Below are 22,981 nucleotides of genomic sequence, written 5' to 3' on the forward strand. Positions count from 1 at the left end.
CGGCTGTGACGCCGTCCCGTGCGAGAACGTGGCGTAGCCGCCGGCGCTCGCAACGTTTTTGCGGTGGGCGCAAGCACCGTTGATATGGCGAACGACGACCGACCATTCTCGCAGAAACTGGAGGTGCCGGAGGCGCTGACGTTCGACGACGTCCTGTTGCGCCCGAAAGAGAGCCGCGTCGAGCCCGACGAGGCCGACGTGTCGACGCGCGTCTCGCGGAACGTCGAACTCAACATCCCCGTGCTGTCGGCGGCGATGGACACCGTCACCGAGAGCGACCTCGCCGCCGAGATGGCGCGCGAAGGCGGCCTCGGCGTCCTCCACCGCAACATGACCGTCGAGGAGACCGCCGCGGAGGTCGAGCGCGTCAAGCGCGCCGACGAGCTCGTCATCCGGCGGGAGAGCGTCGTCACGGCCTCCCCCGACCAGACCGTCAGCGAAGTGGACACGATGATGGGCCGCGAGGGCGTCTCCGGCGCGCCCGTCGTCGACGACGACGACCGCGTGCTCGGCATCATCTCCGCGACCGACATCCGGCCGTTCCTCGAAGTCGGCGAGTCCGACGCCGTCAAGGAGGCGATGACGGACGAGGTCATCACTGCCGGCGAGGACGTCACCGCCCGGGAGGCGCTCGAACTGATGTACGACCACAAGATCGAGCGCGTCCCCGTCGTCGACGACGACGACCGGCTGGTCGGCCTCGTCACGATGCAGGGCGTCCTCGCCCGCCGCGAACACGAGAACGCCGCCCGCGACGACGACGGCGCGCTGCTCGTCGGCGTCGCCGTCGGCCCGTTCGAGGAGGAGCGCGCCGTCGCCGCCGACGAGGCCGGCGCCGACGTGCTGTTCATCGACTGCGCGCACGCGCACAACCTCAACGTCCTCGACTCGGCGCGCGCCATCAAGGACACCGTGGAGGCGGATGTCGTCGTCGGCAACGTCGGCACCCGAGAGGCCGCCGAGGCGGCCGTCGACTTCGCGGACGGCCTCAAGGTCGGCATCGGCCCCGGCTCCATCTGCACCACCCGCGTCGTCTCCGGCGCCGGCATGCCGCAGATCACGGCGGTCTCGGAGGTCGCGGACGTCGCCGCCCCCGAGGGCGTCCCGGTCATCGCGGACGGCGGCATCCGGTACTCCGGCGACGCCATCAAGGCCATCGCCGCCGGCGCCGACGCCGTCATGCTCGGCTCGTACTTCGCCGGCACCGACGAGGCGCCGGGCCGCGTCATCACGATGAACGGGAAGCGCTACAAGCAGTACCGCGGCATGGGCTCCGTCGGCGCGATGTCCGAAGGCGGCGGCGACCGCTACCTCAAGGACGCCGAGGAGGACGAGGAGTTCGTCCCCGAGGGCGTCGAGGCGGCGACGCCGTACAAGGGGCGGCTCTCCGACGAACTCCACCAGCTCGTCGGCGGCATGCGCTCCGGGATGGGGTACGTCGGCGCCGAGACGCTCCCCGGCTTCAAGGAGCGCGCCGAGTTCATCCGCGTCTCGCAGGCCGGCCAGACCGAAGGCCACCCGCACGACGTCACCATCACCGACGAAGCACCGAACTACACCCCCGAGTAGCGCCGCGTTCGGGCCGCCCTCGGGCCGCGTCCGGTCGTGTCGCATCCGGCGTTCTGCCGCGGTTCGGTCGAGCCGTTCGCCGCCGGAGCCTCAGCCTGGTTCGGCGTCGACTGACGCCCGAATCCCCCGCGTTCCCGGCTGGCGTCCCGGGCCGCGAGAGTCGAACGCTTTTCAGGGCGACCCGCCTACGTCCGGTAATGGCCGCGATTCCGTTCCACTACGTCGACCTGCGGGCGTTCTGCTACGCGACGGAGGACGAAAAGCGCGTAGAGGACGCGCTCCGGACGTTCCTCCCCGAGGAGTACGACGTGGAGCGCGTCGAGAACGAGGGACACCACGGCGACCGCATCGTCGTGCTGTCCGCGCGCGTCGAGAACGCCGACGACGTCCGGCACGTCCTCTCGGTGCTCTCGGCGCTCCCCGAACTCGACCGGGTGCAGTCCGAACTCGACGAACGCGTCGACCAGAACAACTCGCTGTTCTTGCGGCTCGACAAGCAGGCCGCGTTCGGCGGCGAGCCCCGTCTCGGCCCGGGAATCACGCTGCGCGCGAAAGTCGAAGCGTACCCGGCGAAACACGAGGCGGCCGTGGAGAACGCCCGCGACACCCTCGAACTGCTCGCCGAAGAGGACGGGCCGCGCCGCGACGCCGAGGCGTAGCGCCGGCTCGGTTCGACCCGGAGCGCCGGCTCAGTTCTTCCACTTGATGGAGCAGCCGCGGCTCGGCATGTCGTCGTGGCTCACGTCGTCGCCGGCGAGCACCGCGTCGATGGCGTCGCGGACGTAGACGTGCTCCGGTTCGTCGTCGGGGTTCAGCGCGTCGTCCAGCCGGCCGTGGTACGCCAACTCGAAGCCGTCGCCGGTGTTCCGGAACAGGAACGGGTCGGGGGTGCAGACCGCGCCGTACGCCGACGCGACGGCCTGCGACTCGTCGCGGAGGTATGCGTCGTAGTCGACGCGGCCCGACTCGACGTACTCGCGCATCTTCTCGAAGGAGTCCTCCGGGTAGGCGTCGTCGTCGTTCGGATTGATGCCGACGACGGCGCAGTCGTCGTACTCGTCGGCGAGGCGGTTCAGCAGGTCGAACTTCGCTTGCGCGTACGGGCAGTGGTTGCAGGTGAACACGACCAGCAGCGCGTCGCTGCCCGCGAAGTCGTCGAGGGAGTGCCGTTCGCCGTCGACGCCGGGCAGTTCGAACTCCGGCGCCGCGTCGCCGCGGCCGAGCTCCGAGTCGGACTCGGTCAACACCATACCGCCGTGTTCGTTCGAGCGCACGAAAACCTTCTCGCCGACCGGTCACCGGGCGCCAGTCCGGACAGTCGCCGGACGCCGCCTCGGTTGTTCGCCGTCACAGAACTATTCGCCGGCGACGAGGACGACGGCGACGGCGGCGAGCGCGATGCCGGCGAGTTTCCGCGCCGTGACGGGCTCGTCGAGCGCGACGATGCCGACGGCGGCGGAGGCGACGAAGAACATCGCGAACACCGGCGCGACCAGCGACACTGGCCCCATCGACAGCGCCCGGTAGTACGACAGGATGCCGACCGCGAGACAGAACCCGGCGGCGACGACGTAGCCGATCTTCGGGTCGTCCAGGTACGTCATCAGCCCCTCGCCGCTGACGGTGATGACCGCGAACGTCGCGACGACGAGCACGACGTTCGCGACGAGCGCCGCGACGTTGCTCGGAATCGGGTTCGTTCCGCTGGTCGCGACCCGCATCAGCGGCGCGACCATCGAGTACGACAGGAAGGCGACGACGGCCCACGGGAGGTAGTTCATCGGTTCGTGGTCCACGGCGACGACTGAAAGCCGTTCGGAGTCGGCCGGAGCCGCGCCGCACAGCCGCGCCGGACAGCGGCGTCGCACGCGGCGCGGCGTCCGCGGCGTCCCCGCCCCGCGTCCACCCGGTCGTCGCGTCGGGGCCGAACAGTTGCGCCGGGCGAAACCGCTTTCCCCGGGGGCGGATACCCGGAACCATGGACGAGCAGACGCGCTCCTTGCTCGACGCCCTGGCCGCGAACGCCCGCGAGTCCGCCGCGGACCTCGCACGGCAGACCGACCTCGACGAGGCGGAGGTCGAAGCACGCCTCGACGAACTGGAGGCGGCGGGCGTCCTCCGCGGCTACGCGGCGCTCATCGACTGGGACCGGACGGACCAGCAGCGCGTCGCCGCCATCGTTGAGGTGAACGTCCAGCTCGACCGCGAGACGGACTACGACGACGTCGCACGCCGCATCGCCGAGTCCGGCTACGTCGACTCGCTCCGGCTCATGTCCGGCGACTACGACTTCGCCGTCCACGTCTCCGCCGACTCGATGGGCGAGGTGTCGCGGTTCGTCTCCGAGGAGGTCGCGCCGCTGCCGGCGGTGACGAAGACGGTGACGCACTACGTGATGGAGACGTACAAAGAGCGCGGCGTCCCGTTCACCGACGGGGGCGACGACGACCGGCTCTCAGTGACGCCATGACCGGCGACCCACCGCGCCGCGCCGACGGCGCCGGCGTCGGCGAGGCGGCCGGCAGCCGGTTCACGCCCGCCGACCGCGTCACGCAGGTCGCGCCATCGGGCATCCGGAAGTTCTTCGAAATCGCGGAGACCCGCGACGACGTCATCTCGCTGGGCGTCGGCGAACCCGACTTCACGGCGCCGTGGCCCGCCCGGTCGGCGGCCATCCAGTCGCTCGAACGCGGCCAGACGAGCTACACCGCGAACCGCGGCACCCGCGAACTCCGCGGCGCCGTCGCCGAGCGCGTCGCCCGGTACGGCCACGACTACGACCCGGACGAGGAAATCCTGGTGACGACCGGGGCGTCCGAGGCCGTCGACCTCGCGCTGCGGGCGTTCGTCGACCCCGGCGACACCGTCGCGCTCCCCGGGCCGACGTACGTGTCGTACGAGCCAGGCGTCCGGTTCGCCGGCGGCGACCCGCTGACGGTGCCGACGTACCACGACGACGACTGGTCGCTCACCCCGGAGGCCCTCCGGGACGCCGGCGCCGACGACGCCGACGCGCTGGTGCTGTGTTACCCGAACAACCCGACCGGCGCGACGATGTCCGCCGACGAGATGGACGCGGTCGCGGAGTTCTGCGTCGACAACGACCTGCTGGTGCTGTCGGACGAAATCTACGCGGCGCTCACCTACGGCGGCGACCACGAGTCGGTCGCGACTCGGCCCGGGATGCGCGAACGCACCGTCGTCGTCAACGGCTTCTCGAAGGCGTACGCGATGACCGGGCTCCGGCTCGGCTACGCGATGGCGCCGCCGGACGCCGTCGAGGCGATGACGAAGGTGCACCAGTACGCGATGCTGTCGGCGCCGACCACGGCCCAGCACGCCGCAGTCGCCGCCATCGAGCGCTGCGACGACGAGGTCGCGTCGATGCGCCGCGAGTACGACCGGCGGCGGCGCTACCTCACGTCCCGGCTCCGCGAACTCGGCCTCGACGTCGCGGACGCCGGCGGCGCCTTCTACGTGTTCCCGAGAATCACCGACGTCCACCCCGACGGCGACGACGAGGCGTTCGCGGAGACGCTGCTGCGGGAGGCCGGCGTCGCCGCCGTCCCCGGGTCGGCGTTCGGCGAGACCGGCGCCGGCCACCTCCGGCTGTCGTACGCGACGTCGATGGACGGCCTGAAGGAGGCGACCGCGCGGCTGGAAGCGTTCCTCGACGACCGCGGGGACTGAGGCGACGCTGCGACGGCGGCCGCGGTTCGTCCGTTCCCGGAACCGGCGCGGCGACGGCGGCCGCGGAACGCACGTCGCCGGAGCCGACGCGGAGCCGTCCGCGGCCGAACAACCGCTGACTCGATGTTCAGCGTTCCACCGGACTTACGACGACCGCCGCGTGATCTGTTCACATGGAGTTCGCGCTCAGCGACGAGCAACGACAGCTCAAAGAGGAGGTCCGGCGGTTCGCGGAGAACGAAATCGCGCCCGTCGCCGCCGAACACGACGCCGAGGAGTCCTACCCGACGGAGGTGGTGGAGAAGGCGGCCGACATGGGGCTGTTGGCGCCGCACGCGCCGGTCGAGTACGGCGGCGTCGGCTACGACGCCTTCGAACTCGCGCTCATCACGGAGGAGCTGTTCGCCGTCGACCCCGGCATCGGCCTCTGCGTCTCCTCGGCCGGCTTCGGCTCGGAGGCGCTCGTCGCGTTCGGCACCGACGAGCAGAAGGAACGCTTCCTCCGCCCGGTCTGCGAGGGCGACGCCGTCATGGGCGCCGCCATCAGCGAGCCGCACGCCGGCTCCGACGTGTCGTCGGTGTCGACGCGCGCCGAGAAGGACGGCGACGAGTGGGTCATCAACGGCACCAAGATGTGGATCACGAACGGCTCCGTCGGCGACCACTTCGTCGTGCTCTGCGAGACGGACCCCGACCAGGACGACCGGTACCTCGGCTTCTCCCAGATCGTCGTCGAGGCGGACCGCGACGGCTTCGAGGCCGACAAGATCACCGGGAAGCTCGGCATCCGCGCGAGCGACACCGCGGAGCTGCTGTTCGACGACGTCCGCGTCCCCGAGGAGAACCTCGTCGGGTCGCGCGGCATGGGGTTCCCCCAGCAGATGCAGTTCTTCGACGAAACCCGGACCGCAGTCGCCGCACAGGGCGTCGGCATCGCCCGCGGCGCCGCCGAGCGCGCCCTCGAGTACACGCAGGAACGCGAGCAGTTCGGCCGCCCGGTCGCCGAGTTCCAGGCGGTGCAACACGAACTCGCCGAGGCGTTCACCGACCTGCGCGCCGCCCGGAACCTCACCTACGAGGCGGCGTGGAGCGTCGACAACGACGCCGAGAAGCTCACGCGGCTCGCGTCGATGGCGAAGGAGTACGCCTCCCGCGTCGCCGTCGACGTCGCCGACACTGCCGTCCAGCTGCACGGCGGCGCCGGCTTCGTCAACGACCACGACGTCGAGCGGTTCTACCGCGACGCGAAGATCACGCAGATCTACGAGGGCACCACGCAGATACAGAAGAACATCATCGCCCGCGAACTGCGCGAGAACGGTCCGTAACGCCGCACGCCAGTCCTATTCGCGACCGCGATTCGGTTCGGTCGCCTCAGAAGTCGAACGTCGGGCCGCCGTCTTCGCTGTCCTCGTCGCCCTCGCTTTCTTTGTCGCCGTCTTCGCCGTCCGTCTCCGCGTCCTCGCCGTCGGCCTCCTCGGCGTCCGTGCCGATGTCGCGGAACATGCGCTCGAAGTCGCCGTGGTCGCCGAGTTCGTCGACGGTCTGGTCGAGCTCCTCGCGGAGCTCCTTCACCCGGTTTTCGAGTTCGCGGTACTCCTCGGAGTTCTCGAGCGCTGTCCGGCCCTTCTCGGACTCCAGGACGGCTTTCTTCGAGGCGATGGCGAACAGTTCCTGGACGCGGGAGTCGTACTGGCTGCGGCGCAACAGCCCCTCGACGGTGTCGACGAGCGCCTCCCGCGTCACCGGCTTGACGAGGTAGTCGTCGAACCCCATCGCGACGATGTCGAAGTCCGGCTCGACGGCGGTGACCATCGCGACGCGGCAGTCGATGCCGCGGTCGCGGACCGCGACGAGCACCTCGTCGCCCGACAGCCCCGGCATCCGTCGGTCGAGGAGGACGGCGTCGACGTCGTCGTCGAGCTGTTCGAGCGCCTCGCGGCCGCCGTAGGCGGTGCGGACTGTGTACTCGTCGCCGAGCCACGCGGCGTAGAGGTTCGCGAGGTCCGGTTCGTCCTCGACGACGAGGACGACGGGCGAGTCGGTCGACGCAGGGCCTTTCTCACTCATGATACGGCGGGGCGGTTCGTACGGTTCTGACAGACCGGGACATATCAAGATACCCCTTGGGCGTCGCTCCGACGCCGGCCCGCAGCAACCGACCTTGTTCGCTTCGCCCTTCCATCACGTGTCTCCTTCCCCTCCCGGTACGTAAATCATGTCCCTCGCCGGGTCAGTCCGTACAGAATTACCGGCACCACTGTCCGACTCCGAGACGCGTCCGCCGTCGGTCGGACGACCGCACGGTGACGACGTCGGTTCCGTTTACGGGACGGGTCGCTGCGCGGTCTGCGGAACTGCGCCGCTGTTGCCGGTCTGCGGAACTGCGCCGCTGTTGCCGGTCTGCGGAACTGCGCCACGCCGGTCCGCGAGGCGGCGTCGCTCCGACGGATTCGGACGGGCAGGAAAAGCGCGGTGCGGCGCTACTCTTCGTCTTCGTCGGCGGCTTCGAGCTGGTCGGCGGGGACGCCCTGCTCTTGGCCCTCCTCGAAGCTGACCGTGTAGGTGGCGTCGCCGAACATCGTCTCCATGACCTGCGTCACGGTCCCGGTTTCGCCGTCGTGTTCGCTGTGCTCGTCGTGCAGGACGACTCGGTCCTCCTTGTCGAACTCGGTCATACCTCCCGCTTTACGGCCGCCGTACAAAAGGCCGCTGAAAGGCGTCGGCACGGCCCGAGGCGCGCCCCGGCACTCCGCTCGGCACTCTGTCCGTCCGGCGGCGGAGTCCGCCGGCGTCGAAGCCTCTTTTTCCGGCCGGAACGAACCGCAACGTATGCGTCCAGTACAGCCGACCGACCACCCTCCGGCGACGCCGCCGCCATGACCGGGCTCGACGACCTCTGGTTCCTCGCGGACGAGGCGCGGCAGACAGCCGAGCGCGCCGCCCACCGCCTCGACGCGGAGTACGACGACTACCTCAGGTGGGAGCGCAGCAGGACCGTCTCGCGCGCCCGGTTCCGGACGCTCGCCGACCGCGTGAAGCGGACCGGCGCCCCGTTCGGCGCGCACACCGTCGTCTACCGGTCCGACGGCGACCTGCTTCTGGTCCGGCACGACGGCGTCGACAAGTGGGTCGTCCCCGGCGGCGGCGTCCGCGACGACGAGACGTTCCGTGAGGCCGCCGAACGCGAACTCGCCGAGGAGGCCGGCGTCGACGCGGAGTACGACGGCCTCGCCATCTGCAACCGCGTCGCCGTCGCGTGCGACGACCACGAACTGTGGGGGGTCCTCCCGGTGTTCGCCGCTGAGGCCGACCCGGACGCGACGCCGGAGGTGCGCGACCCGGACGACGAAATCTCGGCCGCGTCGTGGTTCTCGACGCTCCCGGCCGACACGCGCGACCGCGCCGACCTCCAGGCGTGGCGCGAAAAACAGGGGTTCGCGTAGCCGCGCCGCGCCGTCAGTCCGCGGTCGACGGCGCCCGGTGGAACGGCTGGGCGGCGATGGACTCGCGGAGCTCCGGCAGCGACCCGCGGCCGTGGTCGGACATCGCGGTGACGACGGCGAACACCTCCTCGCGGCTCACCTTGACGCCCTCGCCGTTGACCGCGCGTTCGGGGTGCGCCGACAGCTCCCGGAGCGTCCCGACCGACAGCAAGAACGGGATGGCCCACGCCTGCAGCGTGTTCCCGTCGACCAGCGGGACGTGTTCGAGGTACGTCTGGGCGTCGTCGAGACAGCTCCGCGCGAACGACGCGGTGCGGCCGACGACCGACGCGGCGCCGTCGCGGTGTTCCGGGTCCGTGACGGCCTCCTGCGGGACGTCCTCCTCGGCGAGCCACTCCGCGGGCAGGTAGACGTTGTTCTCCTCTTCGAAGTCGTCGTGGACGTCCTTCGCGACGTTGACGAGCTGGAGCAGCAGCCCGAACTCCTCGGCGGTCTCGGCGAGCCGGCGGGCGCGCTCGTCACGGACGTCGCCGCGGGTGAGCAGGTTCGTGATGAGGTTCCCGACGGTGCCGGCGACGTAGTAGCAGTACTCTTCGAGCTCCTCGCGGGTCCGGATGCGGAGCCCGCCGGTGTCGGCGTACCGCTCGACGAACGTCGCCATCCCGGTCGCCATCTCGCGCGCCGGCGGAACGACGGCCGCGCGGACGTCCTCGGGGAACGCCTCGAACGTCGCGAACACCCGCTCGACCTCGTCGACGGTCTCCCAGTCGGCCGAGCGGTCGTCCGCCGGCGGCAGGTGGTCGTCGATGTCGCGGCGGAAGTCGGCGGCGGTCGTGTCGTCGTCGGGGTCGAGCGCGGCGTCGTAGGTGCGCAGCAGCTCGGCCTGTTCGTCCGGCGGGATGCGGTCGGTGTCCTCGACCGTGTCGGCGATGCGGCAGACGAGGTAGCCGAGGCAGATGTACGACGACATCGGCTCGTCGAGCACGTCTACGGTCAGTGCGAACGTCCGTGAGACGCCCTGGACTGCGTCGTGACACCACGCGAGGTCGGCGCCGGGGTCGTTCACGGAGGGGCGGTCGGCGTCGGACATTCGGATGAACGTGTCTACGGAAGCAGGGTTAAAAAGTGGTGCGGGGCGACTGGCTGTCGAGCCGCTGTCACGAACGGCGGCGTCGACGCCGACTCACCGCGTCGCTCGCCGCGTCAGCGCCGCCGCAGACGGTAGTTCAGCGAGTTGCCACCTCCGGCTGCCCGGCCCGCGGCGTTCGACCGGCCCGCCGCCGACCCACCGGAAACTCCTAATCCTGGCGGGCCGCAGACACGGACATGGATTTCGGACTGTCGACGGAGCAGCAGCAGATTCGCGACGTCGTCGCCGAGTTCGTCGACGAGGAGGTCGTCCCGCGGGCGGCCGAAATCGACGAGACCGACGAATTCCCGGCGGACCTCGTCGACCAGATGGCGGAGCTCGGCCTCATGGGGATGCCGTTCCCGGAGGAGTACGGCGGCGCCGACCTCGACTACCACAGCTACGCCATCGGGCTCGCGGAGGTTTCGCGCGGCTCCGGCGGCCTCGGCACGGTCGTCGCGGCGCACACGTCCCTCGCCGGCAACATGCTGTACGCCTTCGGCGACGAGGACCAGAAACAGGAGTACCTGACGCCGCTCGCCGAAGGCGACGACGTCGGCGCGTTCGCGCTCTCGGAGGCCGGCGCCGGCTCCGACGTCCCGGCGATGGAGACGACCGCGGAGCGAGACGGCGACGAGTACGTCGTGAACGGCGGGAAGCTCTGGATTTCGAACGGCTCGGTCGCGGACACCGTGACGCTGTTCGCGAAGACCGACCCGGACGCCGGCAACAAAGGCATCTCGTCGTTCGTCGTGCGGCCCGAGGAGGACGACGGCTTCATCGTCGAAGGCACCGAGCACAAACTCGGCGACAAGGGCTGTCCGACCGCCGAACTCCGGTTCGACGACATGCGGCTCCCCGAGGACCGGCTCCTCGGCGACGAGGGCGACGGCTTCGTGCAGGCGCTCAAAACCCTGAACGGCGGCCGCATCACCATCGCCGCCCGCGGCGTCGGCATCGCCCGCGCCGCGCTGGACGCCGCCGCCGACTACGCGACCGAACGCGAGCAGTTCGGCGGCCCAATTTCGCAGTTCCAGTCCATCCAGCACAAGATCGCGGACATGGACACGAAGGTGCAGGCCGCAGAGCTGCTGATGCACAAGGCCGCGGACCTGAAGATTCGCGGGCAGCCGTTCATCAAGGAGGCCGCGCAGGCGAAACTGTACGCCTCGGAGGTGAGCCGCGAAGTCGCCAACGAAGCCATCCAGATTCACGGCGGCTACGGCTACACGAAGGACTTCCCGGTGGAGCGGTACTACCGGGACGCCAAGCTCAACGAGATATACGAGGGCACCAGCGAGATTCTGCGGAACACCATCGCGAGCGAAGTCCTCGACGAGTAGTCGGCGAACAATCACCGAGCGGTCGGCGAACAGTCACCGAGTGGTCGGCGAACGTCGCCGGGTAGTCGCTGAGCGGTCGGCGAATCGTCCGCGAGCAGCCGCGGAGCGGTCGGCGCGGCGGCGACGCCGCGCTACTCGGAGAACTCTGCGGGCGTGTTGAGTTCGACGCTGCCGGAGAGGTCCCGCTGCGGGAACGGGATTTCGATGCCCTCCTCGTCGAACCGCTCTTTGACGTTCTTCACGTACTCGGCGCGGGTCTTCACGAAGTCGGCGCGCGACGGGTTCGCGATCCAGACGCGCGACTGCAGGCCGACGTAGCTGTCGGCGAGTTCGGTGAGCCGGACGGACGGCGCCGGGTCCGAGAGGACGTCGGGGTGGCGGTCGGCCTCCTCGACGATGATTTCGGTGGCGGCGTCGATGTCGTCGTCGTAGCCGATGCCGAACACGAACTTCAGCCGGAGCGTGTCTTTCGCGACCGGGTTCTTGATGACGCCGTCGGTGAGATGGGAGTTCGGGACGGTCAGCAGTTCGTTGTCGAAGGTGCGGACGCGCGACACCCGGAACGAGATGTCCTCGACGATGCCGGAGTTGCCGTCCCACTCGATCCAGTCGCCGATGCGGAACGGCCGGTCGGTGAAGATGAAGACGCCGGCGACGAAGTTCTTGATGACGTCCTGCAGCGCGAAGCCGATGGCGAGCGTCGCCGCCGCCGCGATGGTGGCGAGCGACTGCAGGAAGTCGCCGTAGCCCGCGAAGCCGAACGCGACGGCGACGCCGACGAACACGACGGCGACGTTCGCGACCTTCTTCAGCGGCTTTTTCGCGTGGGGCTCGAGGCCGCGGCGGTCGAGCACCCGGTCGACCAGCGGAATCACGAACGTGCGGCCGACGACGTAGAACACGACGAGGACGATGAGGAACGTGAGCGCTGCGCCGAGCACCGCGGCGATGTCCACCGGGACGCCGAGGCTCCGGAGGAACGCCGCGACCGGCTCCGACGGGTTCGCGTTCCGCGACGTCGTCGGCGTCTCCGTCGCCTGCAGCAGCACGCTCATCTGTGAACGACGGCCGTGTTACCGCGGGTCTCCACGAGGTCGGCGTCGACGCGGTCGGCGAGGTCCGCGGCGAGTTCGTCCACGTCGGTGCCGCCGCGGGCCGCCCGGAGGAACTTCACTTTCACGAGGTCGGCGTCTTTCAACTGGTCGTCGAGTTCGTCGACCACGGCGTCGACGCCGTTCTTCCCGACCCACACCGTGACGTCGAGGTCGTGTGCCCGCTTCCGCAGGTCCTGGTCAGTCATACACAGTTGTTCCGCGGGCGGCGGTTTGAAACTTTACCCTCGCCGGTCGGAGCCGCGGGGATTCGGCGTTCACGGCGGACTGCGGTCGACTGCACGTCACCGTCGCGGCGGCTGCGGCTCACGGCGACGCCGCCGAGCCGGCTCGACTCACGCGCTGCGTTCCGGCCGGTACGGGTACCGAGCGGTCGCGCCGCAGCCGCACCGAATCACGACGTGGCTTCCCTCCTGCAGCCGGACGCGGCAGTTCCGGCCGGGGACCAGAAACGCGTCACACCGGTCGCAGGTGAACCGCTCGAACCGACGCGGCACGCCGCAGCGGTGCCGCTCGGCGAGGCGGCGAGCGAGCCGAACGTACTCCTTCGCACGCTCCGGCTCCCCGCCCTTCACGGCCTCCCGCGACAGCTCCGCGAGCCGGTCGATGCGCTCCTCCGCGATGTCAGCCATCTCGTCTCTACGCGTCGGCGGCGCCGCCGGATAGCGCTTGCGGGTCGCGAGAGGCAGCTTCAAGGCGGACTCCCTCGGAGGTGTGGCCGTGTTACGTTCGTTCGACGGGACGGAACCGGACGTCGCCGAGTCGGCGTACGTCGACGACGCCGCGGTCGTCATCGGCGACGTCGTCGTTGAGGCGGACGCGAGCGTCTGGCCGAACACGTCGCTGCGCGGCGACAGCGGCCGCATCGTCGTCGGCGAGGGCGCGAACGTCCAGGACAACGCCGTGCTGCACGAGGACGCCGTCCTCGAACCGGCGGTCACGGTCGGCCACAGCGCGGTCGTCCACGCCGCCACGGTCCGCGAGGGCGCGCTCGTCGGCATGAACGCCGTCGTCCTCGACGACGCCGAGGTCGGCGAAGACGCCGTCGTCGGCGCCGGCGCCGTCGTCACCGAAGGGACCGAGGTGCCGCCGGAGACGCTCGTCGTCGGCGCGCCCGCCGAGCCGAAACTGGAGCTCGACGACCCCGCGACGCGGGCGACCGCCGAGCACTACGCCGAACTCGCCGACCGGTACGAGGCGACGTCCGAGCGGCTGGAGTGACCGACTGCGGCGCGGTGCGGCCGACGCGGGTGTACCGCGGTCGACGTGGGTACCGCGGCCGCCGCCGGCGCGTCGCCGCTGCCCGCGCCAATCCAGCAGCCTCAAGGCCGGACGACGAGAACGCCGCGGCAGACACACCGTGCGCGTCCTGAACTACCTCGAACTGGAGTCGCGGCTGGAGCGCGCCGGCATCGGGACGGCGCACGACCAGCAGGTCGAGGCGCTCCGGCGGGCGCGCGACGCCGGCGCCGACGTCGACGTCGTGGAGTCGCCGTGGCGCGGCGACGGCCCGGTTTCGGGGCTGCTCGGCGGCGTCGGCGGCGCGCTCGCCGGCGACGGCGCGCTCCGCGAGTACGACGTCGCGCACTGCAACCTCATCGGCCCGGGGAGCGTCGCGGTCGCGCGGCACGCGAAGCGGCACGGCCGGCCGCTCGTGCTGCACTGTCACGTCACGAGCGAGGACTTCCGCGAGAGCTTCCGCGGGTCGAACGCCGTCGCGCCGGCGCTCCGCCGCTACCTCCGGTGGTTCTACTCGCAGGCCGACCTCGTCCTCACGCCGTCGGAGTACACGAAGCGCCAGCTCGCAGACTACCCGGTGGACGCGCCGATTCGGGCGATGACGAACGGCGTCGACCACGGCTCCGTCGCGGGCCACGAGGCGCTCCGCGAGGAGTACCGCGACCGGTTCGACCTCGACGGGACCGTCGTGTTCGCAGTCGGCTCCGTCTTCGAGCGGAAGGGCCTCACCGCGTTCTGCCGGGTCGCCGAGCGGCTCGACCACGACTTCGTCTGGTTCGGCACCGTCGACTCCGGGCCGCAGGCGTCGCCGACGGTCCGCAAGTGGACGAGCGACCCGCCGGAGAACGTGACGTTCACCGGCTGGGTCGACGACAAACCCGGCGCGTTCGGCGCCGGCGACGTGTTCTTCTTCCCGACGAAAGAGGAGAACCAGGGCATCGTCGTGCTGGAGGCGATGGCGTGCGGGAAGGCGTGCGTCCTCCGGGACATCCCGGTGTTCCGCGAGTACTTCGAGGACGGCCACGACTGCGTGCTCTGCGAGGACGAAGACGAGTTCGCGGCGGCGCTCGACCGGCTCGCCGCAGACCCCGACGAACGCGAGCGGCTCGGCGCGAACGCCCGCGAGACGGCCGCCGAACACAGCCTCGACCGCGTCGGCGACCGCCTCGTCGACACCTACGCGGAACTGCTCGACGACGCCTGACGACCGACACGCGCCGCGCGGGCCGCCGTTCGCCGCTTCGCCGTTCACCGTTTTCCGTTCGCCGTTCGCGCCGCCGGAGCCGTCGCGCGCCGCGAAGACGCAAGGCATTACCTCCCGCTCTGAAAACCTGGAGTGAATGCAGACCGTCGCCGCCTTCACCGACACGTATCTGCCGACGGTGAACGGCGTCACCTACACCATCCAGACGTGGCGCGAGCGGTGGGAGGACCGCGGCGGCCGGATGGACGTGGTCTACCCCGGCACCGACGAGTACGACCCGGAGTCCGGCGAGCACCCGGCGCGCAGCGTCCGGTTCCCGTTCTACGAGGGGTTCCGGGCGGCCGTCCCGAGCGTCCCGTCGGCGGTCCGCGACGCCGACGTCGTCCACGCGCACACCCCGTTCGCGCTCGGCCTGTCGGCGCTGTACCTGTCGCGCCGCATCGACGCGCCGCTGGTCGCCTCCTACCACACCCCGACGGCCGAGTACGCCGACTACCTCGCCGGCGGCCCGGCGGCGACGGCCATCGAGGGCGCGGCGAAGCGCTACGAGCGGCTCTACTTCGCCCGCGCGGACGCCGTCGTCGTCCCGAGCGACCCGGCCGGCGACCACCTCCGCGATATCGGCGTCGACACCCGAATCGAGGTCGTCCCGAACGGCGTCGACGTCGACACCTTCCGCCCGGTCGACGACGCCGGCTTCCGCGAGACGTACGGCCTCCCGGACGGCCCGCTGGTCGGTTACACCGGCCGGCACGGCTTCGAGAAGGAACTCCCGGACATCATCCCGGCGGTCGCCGCCGCCGACACCGACGCGACGCTCGTGTTCGGCGGCGACGGCCCCGCCCGCGACGCGCTCGAAGCCGCGGCCGCCGAACACGACGTCGACGCCCGGTTCCTCGGCTTCCTGCCGCGGGAGGACCTCCCGGCGTTCTACTCGTCGCTCGACGCGTTCCTGTTCCCGTCGCCCGTCGAGACGCAGGGGCTCGTCGCGCTGGAGGCGAACGCCTGCGGCACGCCGGTCGTCGGCGTCGACGCCGGCGCGCTCTCGGACACGGTCGTCGACGGCGTCACGGGCTACCGGTTCCCGCCGGGGGACTCTGCCGCGTTCGCGGACGCCATCGACCGGACGCTCGCCGAACGCGACCGGCTCTCGACGAACTGTCTCGACCGACGGGACGCCGTCAGCGTCGAACACGCCGTCGACCGACTCGGCGACGTCTACGACGGCCTCTGAGCAGCAAAAGTGGGTGCGGTTCGGCGGGTCGCAGCCGGCAGCCGCGGTGGCCGGTCGCGACGCCGCGTCGTCAGTCGTCTTCGACGGCCTGCGCGATGCGCTGCAGCTGCCGGGTCACGTCGCGGACCTCGTCGCGGAGCTGACGCACCTCGCGGACGAGTTCCTCGTTGCCGGCGCTCTCCTCTTCGCCGCCGGGGCCGCCGCCCATCCCGGGCGGACCGCCGCCCATGCCGCCGGGGCCGCCTCCGCCGCCGCCCATCATGCCGCCCATCATCTGCGCGAACGGGTTGCCGCCGCCCATGCCGCCGCCGCCTCCGCCGCCCATCATCTCCTCGGGGCTCGGGGCGCCGCCTTCGCCCTCCTCGCGCTCCTGTTCGCGTCGCTCGCGAATCTCCTCGACGCGCTCGCGGAACGACTTCTCCTCCTCTCCGGACTCGGACTCGGATTCCTCGGGCTCGTCGTCTGCCATGCGTCCCGGTTTGTGCGGAGCCCCGAAAAGGGTTGTCTCTCCACCGCTCGCCGCCGCCCGAACCACCACCACTCACCCCTGCTCGCCGCCCCGCGCTGCGCCTCGACCCCTCGGCTGGCCGCCCGGTTCGTCGGCGTCGACGGCGCAGACCGGGTGGCTGTCACAATCCGTGTGTTCTTCCCTGTCGACCCCTGAGGTCGCTGCGTGTTCACGGACCGGTCCGCGGACGTCGCCGACCGAACGCCGCACCGAGGCTACGGCGCGGCCGTGACGCCGGGCGTCGACGGGCCCTGCGTCCTCGTGACCGGCTACGGCGACGAGAACCGGCTGCTGACGTGGCGCGACGGCGCCCTCCGGGACGTCGCGTCGTCGGCCGTCGCTGACCCGGGCCGCCACGCCATCGGGGTCGCCGCGGCGGACCTGGACGCCGACGGCGACGAGGAGCTGTACGTCCACAACACCGACGAGTTCGGCGGGCACACCCGCGATACGGACCTGCTGCTCGACCCGGTGGACGGCTTCCCGGACGCCGACGGCGCCCGGTGGCGCGACCTGTTCGGCCTCGGCGTCAACGCCGACCGCGGGAACTTCCGCGCCGGCCGCTCGGTCGCCGCGCTCGACCGCTACGGCACCGGCCGGTACGGCGTCTTCGTCGCCTCCTACGGGGCGCCCTCGCGGTTTTACGAGCTGGGCGACGACGGCGAGCTCTCGGACATGGCGTCCGCCGTCGGCCTCGACGTCGACGCCTGCGGCCGGTCGCTGCTCGCCGGCCCCGTCGTCTCCGACCGCATGGACCTGTTCGTCGGCGTCGAACGCGGCCCGAACCGGCTGTTCCGCAACGACCGCGGGCACTTCGAGGACGTCGCCGCCGCCGCCGGCGTCGACGACCCGGACGGCGACGCGCGCGGCGTCACCTACGCCGACGGCGGCGTCGCCTGCGGCAACTGGGAGGGGCCGAGCAGGCTGTTCACGCCGGACGCAGACGGCGGTCCCGCCGACGGCGGCCGCTTCGTCGACGCGGCGCCGCCGGCGTTCGCCGCGCCGACCCGCGTCCGCACCGTCGTCGCCGCCGACTTCGACAACGACGGCCGCGACGAACTGTTCGTTCACGCCATCGGCGCCGAAAACAGGCTGTTCCGCCGCGAACGCCCCGTCGACGCGGACGCCACCACCGCCGGTGCCCCCGACGCTGCGGACACCGACGGCGCGTCCGGCGGCTGGACCCGCATCGACGCGGGGCCGGCCGCGGAGCCGAGCGGGCTCGGCACCGGCGCCGCCGTCGCCGACGTCGACGGCGACGGCAGCCTCGAACTCCTCTTGGTGCACGGCGAACTCGCCGCGCAGCCGCTGACGCTGTTCGGCGCCGACGGCGACGGCGACTGGCTGCGAATCCGGCCGACGACGCAGTACGGCGCCCCGGCGCGCGGCGCCGCGGTCACCCTCGAAACCGACGCGTGGACGAAGACCCGCGTCGTCTGCGCCGGCTCCGGCTACCTCTGCCAGATGGAGCCGGTCGCCCACTTCGGCCTCGGCGACGCCACCCCGGAGCGCGCCACGGTTCGGTGGCCCGACGGCCGCGAAACCGAGCTGTCCGCGCCGACGCCGCGGCGGGAACACGAGATTCCTCACCCGATGGCGCCGCGGTTCTGACGGCGCCGGCGGCGACGGACGCCGTTCGCGGCGCGTCCGGGCCGCTATCACCACCGTTTTGCGGTCGCCGACCGGAGCGCCGGTATGGACGACGGCGACCGGCTCGGCAAGGCGGACCGGGGCTTCTTCGACGACGTGGTGTACCCGAACCTCGGCGCCGACCGCGACGACGTCGCGCTCGGCCCGCAGCACGGCGTCGACTTCGGCGTCCTCGACGTCGGCGGCCGCGCGCTCGTCGCCGCGACCGACCCGCTGTCGGTGCTCCCCGACCTCGGCTTCGAGCGCGCCGGCCGGTTCGCCCTGGCGTTCGCGCTCGCGGACGTCGCCGTCGCCGGCGTCGCGCCGACCCACATCTGCCCGTCGTTCGCGCTCCCCGCCGGCATCACCGACGATGAGTTCGCGGCGCTGTGGACCGCGATGAGCGACGAGTGCGCCGACCTCGGCGTCGCCGTCGCGACCGGCCACACCGCGCGCTACCCGGCCGCGTCGTACCCGTGGGTCGGCGCCGCGACGGTGCTCGGGGTCGCCGACCACGACGACCTGGTCCGGCCCGACGGCGCCCGGCCGGGCGACCGCGTCGTCGTCACGAACGGCCCGGCGGTCGAGACCGCGGGGCTGCTCGCGACGCTGTACCCCGAGGCGTTCGCGTCGCTCGACGAGTCGACGCTGCGGGACGCGCAGGCCTGCCTCGACGAGGTCGGCGTCGTCCGCGACGCGCTCGCCGCCGCCGACGCAGGCCGCGCCGCGTCGACCGATTCCGACGGCGACTCCGGCGGCGTCACCGCGATGCACGACGCCACGGAGGGCGGCCTCCGCGGCGCGCTCTGTGAAACCGCCCGCGCCGCCGGCGTCCGGTTCGACGTCGACGCCGACGCCGTCCCGTCGCTCCCCGGCGCGGTCGCCGCCTGCGAGGCGCTCGGGCTCGACCCGTGGAACTGCACGACGTCCGGGACGCTCATCGTCACTGTGCGCCCCGGCGCCGCCGACGCCGTGGTCTCGGCGCTGACCGACCGCGGGACGCCGGCCGCCGTCGTCGGCGACGTCTCCGCCGGCAGCGGCGTCTACGTCGACGGCGACCGCGTCGAACCGCCCGCCGAGGACGAGTCGTGGGCGGCGTACGAGGCGCTCAGCGGGCAGCGATAACGGCCGGACGGCTGCGGCTCACGGCGCTCTTACTCGCGCCGCCAGTCATCCAGGTACGCGGCCTGTTCGTCGGTGCGGTCCTCGACGGGAACGCCGACGGCGTCGGCTTTCTTCCGGGCGACTTCGCGGTCGAGCCGGTCCGGGACGGCGTGGACCGCCGGCGACAGGTCGGCCTCGACGAGTTCGCGGCCGGCGACCGTCATCATGGCGAACGTCGAGTCCATCACGGCGGCCGGGTGGCCCTGGCTGTACGGGCCGCTGAGGTTCACGAGGCGCCCCTCGGCGAACAGGTTCAGCCGGCGGCCGTCCGGCAGGTGAAACCGGGTGACGCCGGCGCGCGGCGTCGACGTCGACTCGGCGAGGCCGCGGAGGGCGTCCACGTCGATTTCGACGTCGTAGTGCCCGGCGTTCGCGAGCAGCACGTCGTCGTGCATCTCCCGGAAGTGCTCCTCGCGGACGACGTCCCTGACGCCGGTGGCGGTGACGAACACGTCGCCGTCGGCGGCCGCGTCGGCCATCGACGCGACCCGGTGGCCGTCCATGTGCGCTTCGAGCGCCTTCCGCGGGTCGACCTCGACGACGACGGTGTGCGCGCCGATTCCGCGCGCCTTCTCGGCGACGCCGCGGCCGACGTGGCCGTAGCCGGCGACGACGACGGTCTCCCCGGAGACGATGCGGTTCGCGGTGAGCTGGACGTTCGAGACGGCGGACTCGCCGGTGCCGTGGACGTTGTCGAACCGGCGCTTCATCGGCGTGTGGTTCACGGCGAACGCCGGCACGGCGAGCACGTCGTCGGCCGCCATCGCTTCGAGCCGGTGGACGCCGGACGTGGTCTGCTCGGCGACGCCGACCACCGAGTCGAGCGCGTCGCCGTGGCTGTCGTGCAGTTTCGCGGCGAGCACGCAGCCGTCGTCGAACAGCAGGTCCGGCTCCCGGTCGAGCAGCCGGTGGTGCTGTTCGTCCAGTTCCGCCTCGGTCATCCCCTCGGCGGCGAACGCTTCGAGCCCCGGCTGGTCGTCGAGGTGGTCGATGACGGCCTCGTGGCCGCTGTCCGGGTCGCTGCCGGTGAACAGCACGTCCGCGCCGCCGGCCGCGACCGTCTCGATGAACACCCCGGTCTTCGGTTCGAGATGCGACGCGACCGCCGCCGTCATCCCCGCGAACGGCTCCGCCCGCCGCAGGTCGTCGGCGAGTCCGCGGAGCAGCGGCGTCGACTCGCGCGTCCACGCCAGCGGGTCCGCGCCCTCCGGGCCGGTGAGCTCCACCTCCTTCATCGACGGGGCGTACGCACGGTTCCGTGGTAAGACTGCGGGCTGCTGCGAGCCCCGGCGCGAGCGCGCGCCGCGGGCGACCCGGCCGCCGGTCAGTCGGCGTCGAGTTCGCAGAGCCGCGCGGCGAGGCTGCGGAGCTCGGCTTCGACGCCGAGTTCGTTCAGCCAGCGCGGCGGGAGCGCGTCGGCGCCGAACCGGGCGCCGGCGACCGCTCCGGCGACGGCGGCGACGGTGTCCGCGTCGCCGCCGCGGCTCGCCGCCCTGGCGATTGCGTCCTCGGCCGAGTCGGCGGTGAGGCCGTCGTGCAGCGCGGTTTCGAGCGTGTGGACCACGTAGCCCGAGTTGTCGAGCGACACGGCAGCCGGGTCGTCGGCGGCGGCGAGCGCGTCGCGGATTTCGGTCGGCGCGTCGCGGTCGGCGGCGAGCGACAGCGCGGTGCCGAGCGCCGCCGCCGGCGCCGCGCCGGACAGCAGGTCCGCGACGACGGCGGTGAGCGCGACGCACGACTCGACACAGCGCGGGTCGGCGTGCGTAATCGCCGACGACGCGGCGGCCGCCTCGGCGAGCCGGCGTCGGTCCGACCGGAACGCGACGGCGTACGGCGCACAGCGCATCAGGCTGCCGTTCCCGGCGTTCTGCCCTTCGGGCCGGTCGGCCCAGACGGCGTCGCCGGCGTCGCGCCAGTCGGCGCCGTCGCGGATGCGGCCGAGCGCGTCGGCGGTCATCCCGCCGACGTCGAACGGGTCGCCGTCGAGCCAGTCGACGAACCGGCGGGCGACGTCGGCGCCGTCGAAGCCGCCGTTCTCGGCGAGCGACCGCGCGATACACAGCGCCAGCTCCGTGTCGTCCGTCACCGTCCCGGCCGGCTGGCCGTGCGTTCCGTCCCCGAGCATCTCGGTGACGCGGCCGTGTTCGGCGGCGACGCTGGACTGCGTCCGGAACTCCACGGGCCGGCCGAGCGCGTCGCCGCACGCCAGTCCGAGCAGGCAGCCCGCGGCTCGCCGCTCCGTCTCCGTGTCGGTCATACTCGGCCGGTCGCTCCGCCCACAGAAACCGGTTTCGCGCCGCCGGCCGGCCACTGCCGGGACGCGTTCGCCGCCGGGCGGGTCGGCTCAGGCGCCGGCGGCGACGAGCAGGGCGCCCGCGGCGACGCCGACGATGGCCGCGCGGCGCGAGACGGCGTCCTCGGCGGCGAGCGCGACCGCGCCGACCGCGACGGCGACCCCGACGGCGGCGACGACGCCCGGCCACGCGCCGCCGCCGAACACTCCGGCCGGTTCAGTCGTCGGCGCGTGGCCGGGGTGCGCCGCGGCGACGCCGACCGCCCAGCGCGCCGCGGCCGCCGCGACAGCGGCGACTGTGGCGACTGCCGCGGTCGCTGCTCCGACGCGGGCACAGGTCGAGCCGCCTGCGGCGTCGTCGCCGCCGGAGTCACCGCCGTCGGGGTCGAGTCTGCGCATGGCGGAGAGGAGCGGAACGAGCCAAATGAATCCGTCGACACCGCGGAATCCGGGGTCGCCGGCGCCTCGGCCCCGGCGTCGTTCCGCCCGGGCCGTCGGGTGGCGAACCAAACAACTTTGGCTAAACGACTTTCCCCGTTCTCGACCGAACGCCGAATTACACTGGCTCACGCCGGGTGAGCCGGTGACGCAGCGTGGAATGCGACGGCATCGTGGGTCGAACGGGCGGTGACGGGCGAGGGCACCGAACTGTGCGCGTCGAGACGCGGGGGCGACGCTCCCCCGACGCCCCGGCGTCGGATTTCCCGGAGAGAACCGCGCTCCGGCCGTGTCTGCGTCTCGGGCGGCGGCTAGTCGTCGGCCGGGTCCGCGCGGAGCCGGCGTTCGACGTACGTGTCGAGTTCGGCGCGGACGGCGGCGACGTCGCTGGTCGTCGTGGTGGTGCGGCGCGTCATGCTGCCGAGCAGCGTCGTCACCAGGAACACCGCGGCCCGGTCCGGGTCGACGTCGTCGCGGAACGCGCCGCTGTCGACGCCGTCGGCGACGATGTCGCTGAGCCGGTCGACGAGGAGGCCGTCGTGTTCGGTGAACAGGTCGCGGAACTCGTCGTCGTGGGCGGCCTGCGCGCGCAGCTCCGTCATCGCCTCCAGGAAGCCGATCTGGTCGTCGTCGACGTCCTCCGCGAGAATCCGGTCGAACACCGTTTCGAGCCGCGCCTCCGGGCCGTCGGCGTCCGCGTCGGGGACCGACGCCTGAAAGCGGTCGAGCGTGAACGACAGGAAGTCGAGCAGCAGGTCGTCCTTGCTGTCGTAGTGGTGGTACAGCAGCGACTTGCTCTTGTCGAAGTGGTCGCCGATCCGCTGAATCGTCAGGTCCGCATAGCCGTGTTCACAGAGCGCGAAGAAGGTCGCCCGCATGATGGCCTCGCGGGTGTTGGCGGGGTCGCCGAGGAACGAGTTGCTCCCATCCATACTAACTAACTATTCAATCAGGCCAGCAAAAGGGTTTTGATGGTTCCTGCG

General features: G+C 71.9%; 25 protein-coding genes. 12 read left to right on the forward strand and 13 right to left on the reverse strand.

Going from position 1 to position 22,981, the window contains the following annotated elements; all coding sequences use genetic code 11:
• Positions 1-84 precede the first annotated feature (84 nt).
• Complete coding sequence (guaB, locus tag ACQUS7_RS07185) at positions 85-1,569, forward strand: IMP dehydrogenase (RefSeq protein WP_435125473.1); 1,485 nt, start codon at positions 85-87, stop codon at positions 1,567-1,569.
• A 197-nt stretch (positions 1,570-1,766) separates the two neighbouring features.
• Positions 1,767-2,228: an RNA-binding protein gene (locus tag ACQUS7_RS07190; RefSeq protein WP_435145956.1), complete on the forward strand. Its 462-nt coding sequence runs from the start codon at positions 1,767-1,769 to the stop codon at positions 2,226-2,228.
• Positions 2,229-2,258: 30 nt separating this feature from the next.
• On the opposite strand, the gene ACQUS7_RS07195 is transcribed toward ACQUS7_RS07190, so the two are convergent.
• Positions 2,259-2,819: a thioredoxin family protein gene (locus ACQUS7_RS07195; RefSeq protein WP_435145958.1), complete on the reverse strand. Its 561-nt coding sequence runs from the start codon at positions 2,817-2,819 to the stop codon at positions 2,259-2,261.
• A 105-nt stretch (positions 2,820-2,924) separates the two neighbouring features.
• On the reverse strand, positions 2,925-3,350 hold the full coding sequence (locus ACQUS7_RS07200; RefSeq protein WP_435145960.1) for an EamA family transporter: 426 nt from the start codon (positions 3,348-3,350) through the stop codon (positions 2,925-2,927).
• Between the two features lie 197 nt (positions 3,351-3,547).
• Between ACQUS7_RS07200 and ACQUS7_RS07205 the strand changes: the two genes are divergently transcribed.
• From ACQUS7_RS07205 to ACQUS7_RS07215, 3 genes are all read left to right on the forward strand, one after another.
• Positions 3,548-4,039 (forward strand): Lrp/AsnC family transcriptional regulator, encoded by a 492-nt coding sequence (locus tag ACQUS7_RS07205; protein WP_435145962.1) that lies wholly within the window; start codon positions 3,548-3,550, stop codon positions 4,037-4,039.
• The gene (locus ACQUS7_RS07210; RefSeq protein ID WP_435145964.1) at positions 4,036-5,259 is read left to right on the forward strand and encodes a pyridoxal phosphate-dependent aminotransferase; all 1,224 of its coding nucleotides are present in this window, start codon (positions 4,036-4,038) and stop codon (positions 5,257-5,259) included. Before ACQUS7_RS07205 ends, ACQUS7_RS07210 begins: the two co-directional genes overlap by 4 nt.
• A gap of 173 nt (positions 5,260-5,432) precedes the next feature.
• Entirely contained in the window at positions 5,433-6,587 is a 1,155-nt protein-coding gene (locus ACQUS7_RS07215; protein ID WP_435125488.1) for an acyl-CoA dehydrogenase family protein, read from the forward strand.
• Between the two features lie 46 nt (positions 6,588-6,633).
• Here the strand turns inward: ACQUS7_RS07215 and ACQUS7_RS07220 are convergent, their stop codons facing one another.
• Positions 6,634-7,329, reverse strand: a complete 696-nt coding sequence (locus ACQUS7_RS07220) for a response regulator transcription factor (RefSeq protein ID WP_435125490.1) — start codon at positions 7,327-7,329, stop codon at positions 6,634-6,636.
• A gap of 413 nt (positions 7,330-7,742) precedes the next feature.
• Positions 7,743-7,937, reverse strand: coding sequence for a DUF1918 domain-containing protein (locus tag ACQUS7_RS07225; protein WP_435125493.1), 195 nt, complete (start codon positions 7,935-7,937; stop codon positions 7,743-7,745).
• A 201-nt stretch (positions 7,938-8,138) separates the two neighbouring features.
• Between ACQUS7_RS07225 and ACQUS7_RS07230 the strand changes: the two genes are divergently transcribed.
• Positions 8,139-8,705, forward strand: a complete 567-nt coding sequence (locus ACQUS7_RS07230; protein ID WP_435125496.1) for an NUDIX domain-containing protein — start codon at positions 8,139-8,141, stop codon at positions 8,703-8,705.
• A gap of 13 nt (positions 8,706-8,718) precedes the next feature.
• On the opposite strand, the gene ACQUS7_RS07235 is transcribed toward ACQUS7_RS07230, so the two are convergent.
• Positions 8,719-9,795 (reverse strand): phytoene/squalene synthase family protein, encoded by a 1,077-nt coding sequence (locus ACQUS7_RS07235; RefSeq protein ID WP_435125498.1) that lies wholly within the window; start codon positions 9,793-9,795, stop codon positions 8,719-8,721.
• A gap of 236 nt (positions 9,796-10,031) precedes the next feature.
• Here ACQUS7_RS07235 and ACQUS7_RS07240 point away from each other — a divergent pair, with 236 nt between their 5' ends.
• On the forward strand, positions 10,032-11,177 hold the full coding sequence (locus ACQUS7_RS07240) for an acyl-CoA dehydrogenase (RefSeq protein WP_435145968.1): 1,146 nt from the start codon (positions 10,032-10,034) through the stop codon (positions 11,175-11,177).
• A 131-nt stretch (positions 11,178-11,308) separates the two neighbouring features.
• Here ACQUS7_RS07240 and ACQUS7_RS07245 read toward each other — a convergent pair whose 3' ends face one another.
• The 3 genes from ACQUS7_RS07245 to ACQUS7_RS07255 all read right to left on the reverse strand — a co-directional run bounded on the left by ACQUS7_RS07245 (position 11,309) and on the right by ACQUS7_RS07255 (position 12,921).
• On the reverse strand, positions 11,309-12,232 hold the full coding sequence (locus tag ACQUS7_RS07245; protein WP_435145970.1) for a mechanosensitive ion channel family protein: 924 nt from the start codon (positions 12,230-12,232) through the stop codon (positions 11,309-11,311).
• A complete protein-coding gene (locus ACQUS7_RS07250; protein WP_435125504.1) occupies positions 12,229-12,477 on the reverse strand; it encodes a YhbY family RNA-binding protein in 249 nt (82 codons plus the stop codon). The genes ACQUS7_RS07245 and ACQUS7_RS07250 overlap by 4 nt, the downstream gene beginning before the upstream one ends.
• A 147-nt stretch (positions 12,478-12,624) precedes the next feature.
• A complete protein-coding gene (locus ACQUS7_RS07255) occupies positions 12,625-12,921 on the reverse strand; it encodes a ribonuclease P protein component 4 (RefSeq protein WP_435125506.1) in 297 nt (98 codons plus the stop codon).
• 88 nt (positions 12,922-13,009) lie between these two features.
• Here ACQUS7_RS07255 and ACQUS7_RS07260 point away from each other — a divergent pair, with 88 nt between their 5' ends.
• The 3 genes from ACQUS7_RS07260 (at position 13,010) to ACQUS7_RS07270 (ending at position 15,966) form a co-directional block, all read left to right on the forward strand.
• Entirely contained in the window at positions 13,010-13,510 is a 501-nt protein-coding gene (locus ACQUS7_RS07260) for a gamma carbonic anhydrase family protein (RefSeq protein WP_435125509.1), read from the forward strand.
• A 139-nt stretch (positions 13,511-13,649) separates the two neighbouring features.
• Positions 13,650-14,732 carry a glycosyltransferase family 4 protein gene (locus ACQUS7_RS07265; protein ID WP_435145973.1) on the forward strand — a complete coding sequence of 361 codons (1,083 nt, stop codon included), beginning with the start codon at positions 13,650-13,652 and terminating at the stop codon, positions 14,730-14,732.
• Positions 14,733-14,868: 136 nt separating this feature from the next.
• Positions 14,869-15,966, forward strand: a complete 1,098-nt coding sequence (locus ACQUS7_RS07270) for a glycosyltransferase (RefSeq protein WP_435145975.1) — start codon at positions 14,869-14,871, stop codon at positions 15,964-15,966.
• A gap of 70 nt (positions 15,967-16,036) precedes the next feature.
• Here the strand turns inward: ACQUS7_RS07270 and ACQUS7_RS07275 are convergent, their stop codons facing one another.
• Positions 16,037-16,435, reverse strand: coding sequence for a hypothetical protein (locus ACQUS7_RS07275; RefSeq protein ID WP_435125514.1), 399 nt, complete (start codon positions 16,433-16,435; stop codon positions 16,037-16,039).
• A 204-nt stretch (positions 16,436-16,639) separates the two neighbouring features.
• Between ACQUS7_RS07275 and ACQUS7_RS07280 the strand changes: the two genes are divergently transcribed.
• Complete coding sequence (locus ACQUS7_RS07280) at positions 16,640-18,085, forward strand: ASPIC/UnbV domain-containing protein (RefSeq protein WP_435145977.1); 1,446 nt, start codon at positions 16,640-16,642, stop codon at positions 18,083-18,085.
• Between the two features lie 84 nt (positions 18,086-18,169).
• Entirely contained in the window at positions 18,170-19,228 is a 1,059-nt protein-coding gene (locus ACQUS7_RS07285; protein WP_435145979.1) for an AIR synthase family protein, read from the forward strand.
• Between the two features lie 29 nt (positions 19,229-19,257).
• Here the strand turns inward: ACQUS7_RS07285 and ACQUS7_RS07290 are convergent, their stop codons facing one another.
• The 4 genes from ACQUS7_RS07290 to ACQUS7_RS07305 form a co-directional block, all read right to left on the reverse strand.
• Complete coding sequence (locus ACQUS7_RS07290; protein WP_435145981.1) at positions 19,258-20,502, reverse strand: adenosylhomocysteinase; 1,245 nt, start codon at positions 20,500-20,502, stop codon at positions 19,258-19,260.
• Between the two features lie 89 nt (positions 20,503-20,591).
• Positions 20,592-21,524 carry an ADP-ribosylglycohydrolase family protein gene (locus tag ACQUS7_RS07295; RefSeq protein ID WP_435125525.1) on the reverse strand — a complete coding sequence of 311 codons (933 nt, stop codon included), beginning with the start codon at positions 21,522-21,524 and terminating at the stop codon, positions 20,592-20,594.
• Between the two features lie 87 nt (positions 21,525-21,611).
• Positions 21,612-21,959, reverse strand: coding sequence for a hypothetical protein (locus ACQUS7_RS07300; protein WP_435145983.1), 348 nt, complete (start codon positions 21,957-21,959; stop codon positions 21,612-21,614).
• Positions 21,960-22,309: 350 nt separating this feature from the next.
• Positions 22,310-22,930 (reverse strand): TetR/AcrR family transcriptional regulator, encoded by a 621-nt coding sequence (locus ACQUS7_RS07305; RefSeq protein ID WP_435145985.1) that lies wholly within the window; start codon positions 22,928-22,930, stop codon positions 22,310-22,312.
• Between the last annotated feature and the right edge of the window lie 51 nt (positions 22,931-22,981).

Origin of the sequence: Halobaculum sp. P14, assembly GCF_051195155.1 — an archaeon.
GTDB lineage: Archaea > Halobacteriota > Halobacteria > Halobacteriales > Haloferacaceae > JBNTKA01.

Bases quoted from the DNA above. Each gene is read 5' to 3' on its own strand.
- guaB (WP_435125473.1), top strand. From the start codon at position 85: ATGGCGAACGACGACCGACCATTCTCGCAGAAACTGGAGGTGCCGGAG.
- ACQUS7_RS07190 (WP_435145956.1), top strand. From the start codon at position 1,767: ATGGCCGCGATTCCGTTCCACTACGTCGACCTGCGGGCGTTCTGCTAC.
- ACQUS7_RS07195 (WP_435145958.1), bottom strand. From the start codon at position 2,819: ATGGTGTTGACCGAGTCCGACTCGGAGCTCGGCCGCGGCGACGCGGCG.
- ACQUS7_RS07200 (WP_435145960.1), bottom strand. From the start codon at position 3,350: ATGAACTACCTCCCGTGGGCCGTCGTCGCCTTCCTGTCGTACTCGATG.
- ACQUS7_RS07205 (WP_435145962.1), top strand. From the start codon at position 3,548: ATGGACGAGCAGACGCGCTCCTTGCTCGACGCCCTGGCCGCGAACGCC.
- ACQUS7_RS07210 (WP_435145964.1), top strand. From the start codon at position 4,036: ATGACCGGCGACCCACCGCGCCGCGCCGACGGCGCCGGCGTCGGCGAG.
- ACQUS7_RS07215 (WP_435125488.1), top strand. From the start codon at position 5,433: ATGGAGTTCGCGCTCAGCGACGAGCAACGACAGCTCAAAGAGGAGGTC.
- ACQUS7_RS07220 (WP_435125490.1), bottom strand. From the start codon at position 7,329: ATGAGTGAGAAAGGCCCTGCGTCGACCGACTCGCCCGTCGTCCTCGTC.
- ACQUS7_RS07225 (WP_435125493.1), bottom strand. From the start codon at position 7,937: ATGACCGAGTTCGACAAGGAGGACCGAGTCGTCCTGCACGACGAGCAC.
- ACQUS7_RS07230 (WP_435125496.1), top strand. From the start codon at position 8,139: ATGACCGGGCTCGACGACCTCTGGTTCCTCGCGGACGAGGCGCGGCAG.
- ACQUS7_RS07235 (WP_435125498.1), bottom strand. From the start codon at position 9,795: ATGTCCGACGCCGACCGCCCCTCCGTGAACGACCCCGGCGCCGACCTC.
- ACQUS7_RS07240 (WP_435145968.1), top strand. From the start codon at position 10,032: ATGGATTTCGGACTGTCGACGGAGCAGCAGCAGATTCGCGACGTCGTC.
- ACQUS7_RS07245 (WP_435145970.1), bottom strand. From the start codon at position 12,232: ATGAGCGTGCTGCTGCAGGCGACGGAGACGCCGACGACGTCGCGGAAC.
- ACQUS7_RS07250 (WP_435125504.1), bottom strand. From the start codon at position 12,477: ATGACTGACCAGGACCTGCGGAAGCGGGCACACGACCTCGACGTCACG.
- ACQUS7_RS07255 (WP_435125506.1), bottom strand. From the start codon at position 12,921: ATGGCTGACATCGCGGAGGAGCGCATCGACCGGCTCGCGGAGCTGTCG.
- ACQUS7_RS07270 (WP_435145975.1), top strand. From the start codon at position 14,869: ATGCAGACCGTCGCCGCCTTCACCGACACGTATCTGCCGACGGTGAAC.
- ACQUS7_RS07275 (WP_435125514.1), bottom strand. From the start codon at position 16,435: ATGGCAGACGACGAGCCCGAGGAATCCGAGTCCGAGTCCGGAGAGGAG.
- ACQUS7_RS07285 (WP_435145979.1), top strand. From the start codon at position 18,170: ATGGACGACGGCGACCGGCTCGGCAAGGCGGACCGGGGCTTCTTCGAC.
- ACQUS7_RS07290 (WP_435145981.1), bottom strand. From the start codon at position 20,502: ATGAAGGAGGTGGAGCTCACCGGCCCGGAGGGCGCGGACCCGCTGGCG.
- ACQUS7_RS07295 (WP_435125525.1), bottom strand. From the start codon at position 21,524: ATGACCGACACGGAGACGGAGCGGCGAGCCGCGGGCTGCCTGCTCGGA.
- ACQUS7_RS07300 (WP_435145983.1), bottom strand. From the start codon at position 21,959: ATGCGCAGACTCGACCCCGACGGCGGTGACTCCGGCGGCGACGACGCC.
- ACQUS7_RS07305 (WP_435145985.1), bottom strand. From the start codon at position 22,930: ATGGATGGGAGCAACTCGTTCCTCGGCGACCCCGCCAACACCCGCGAG.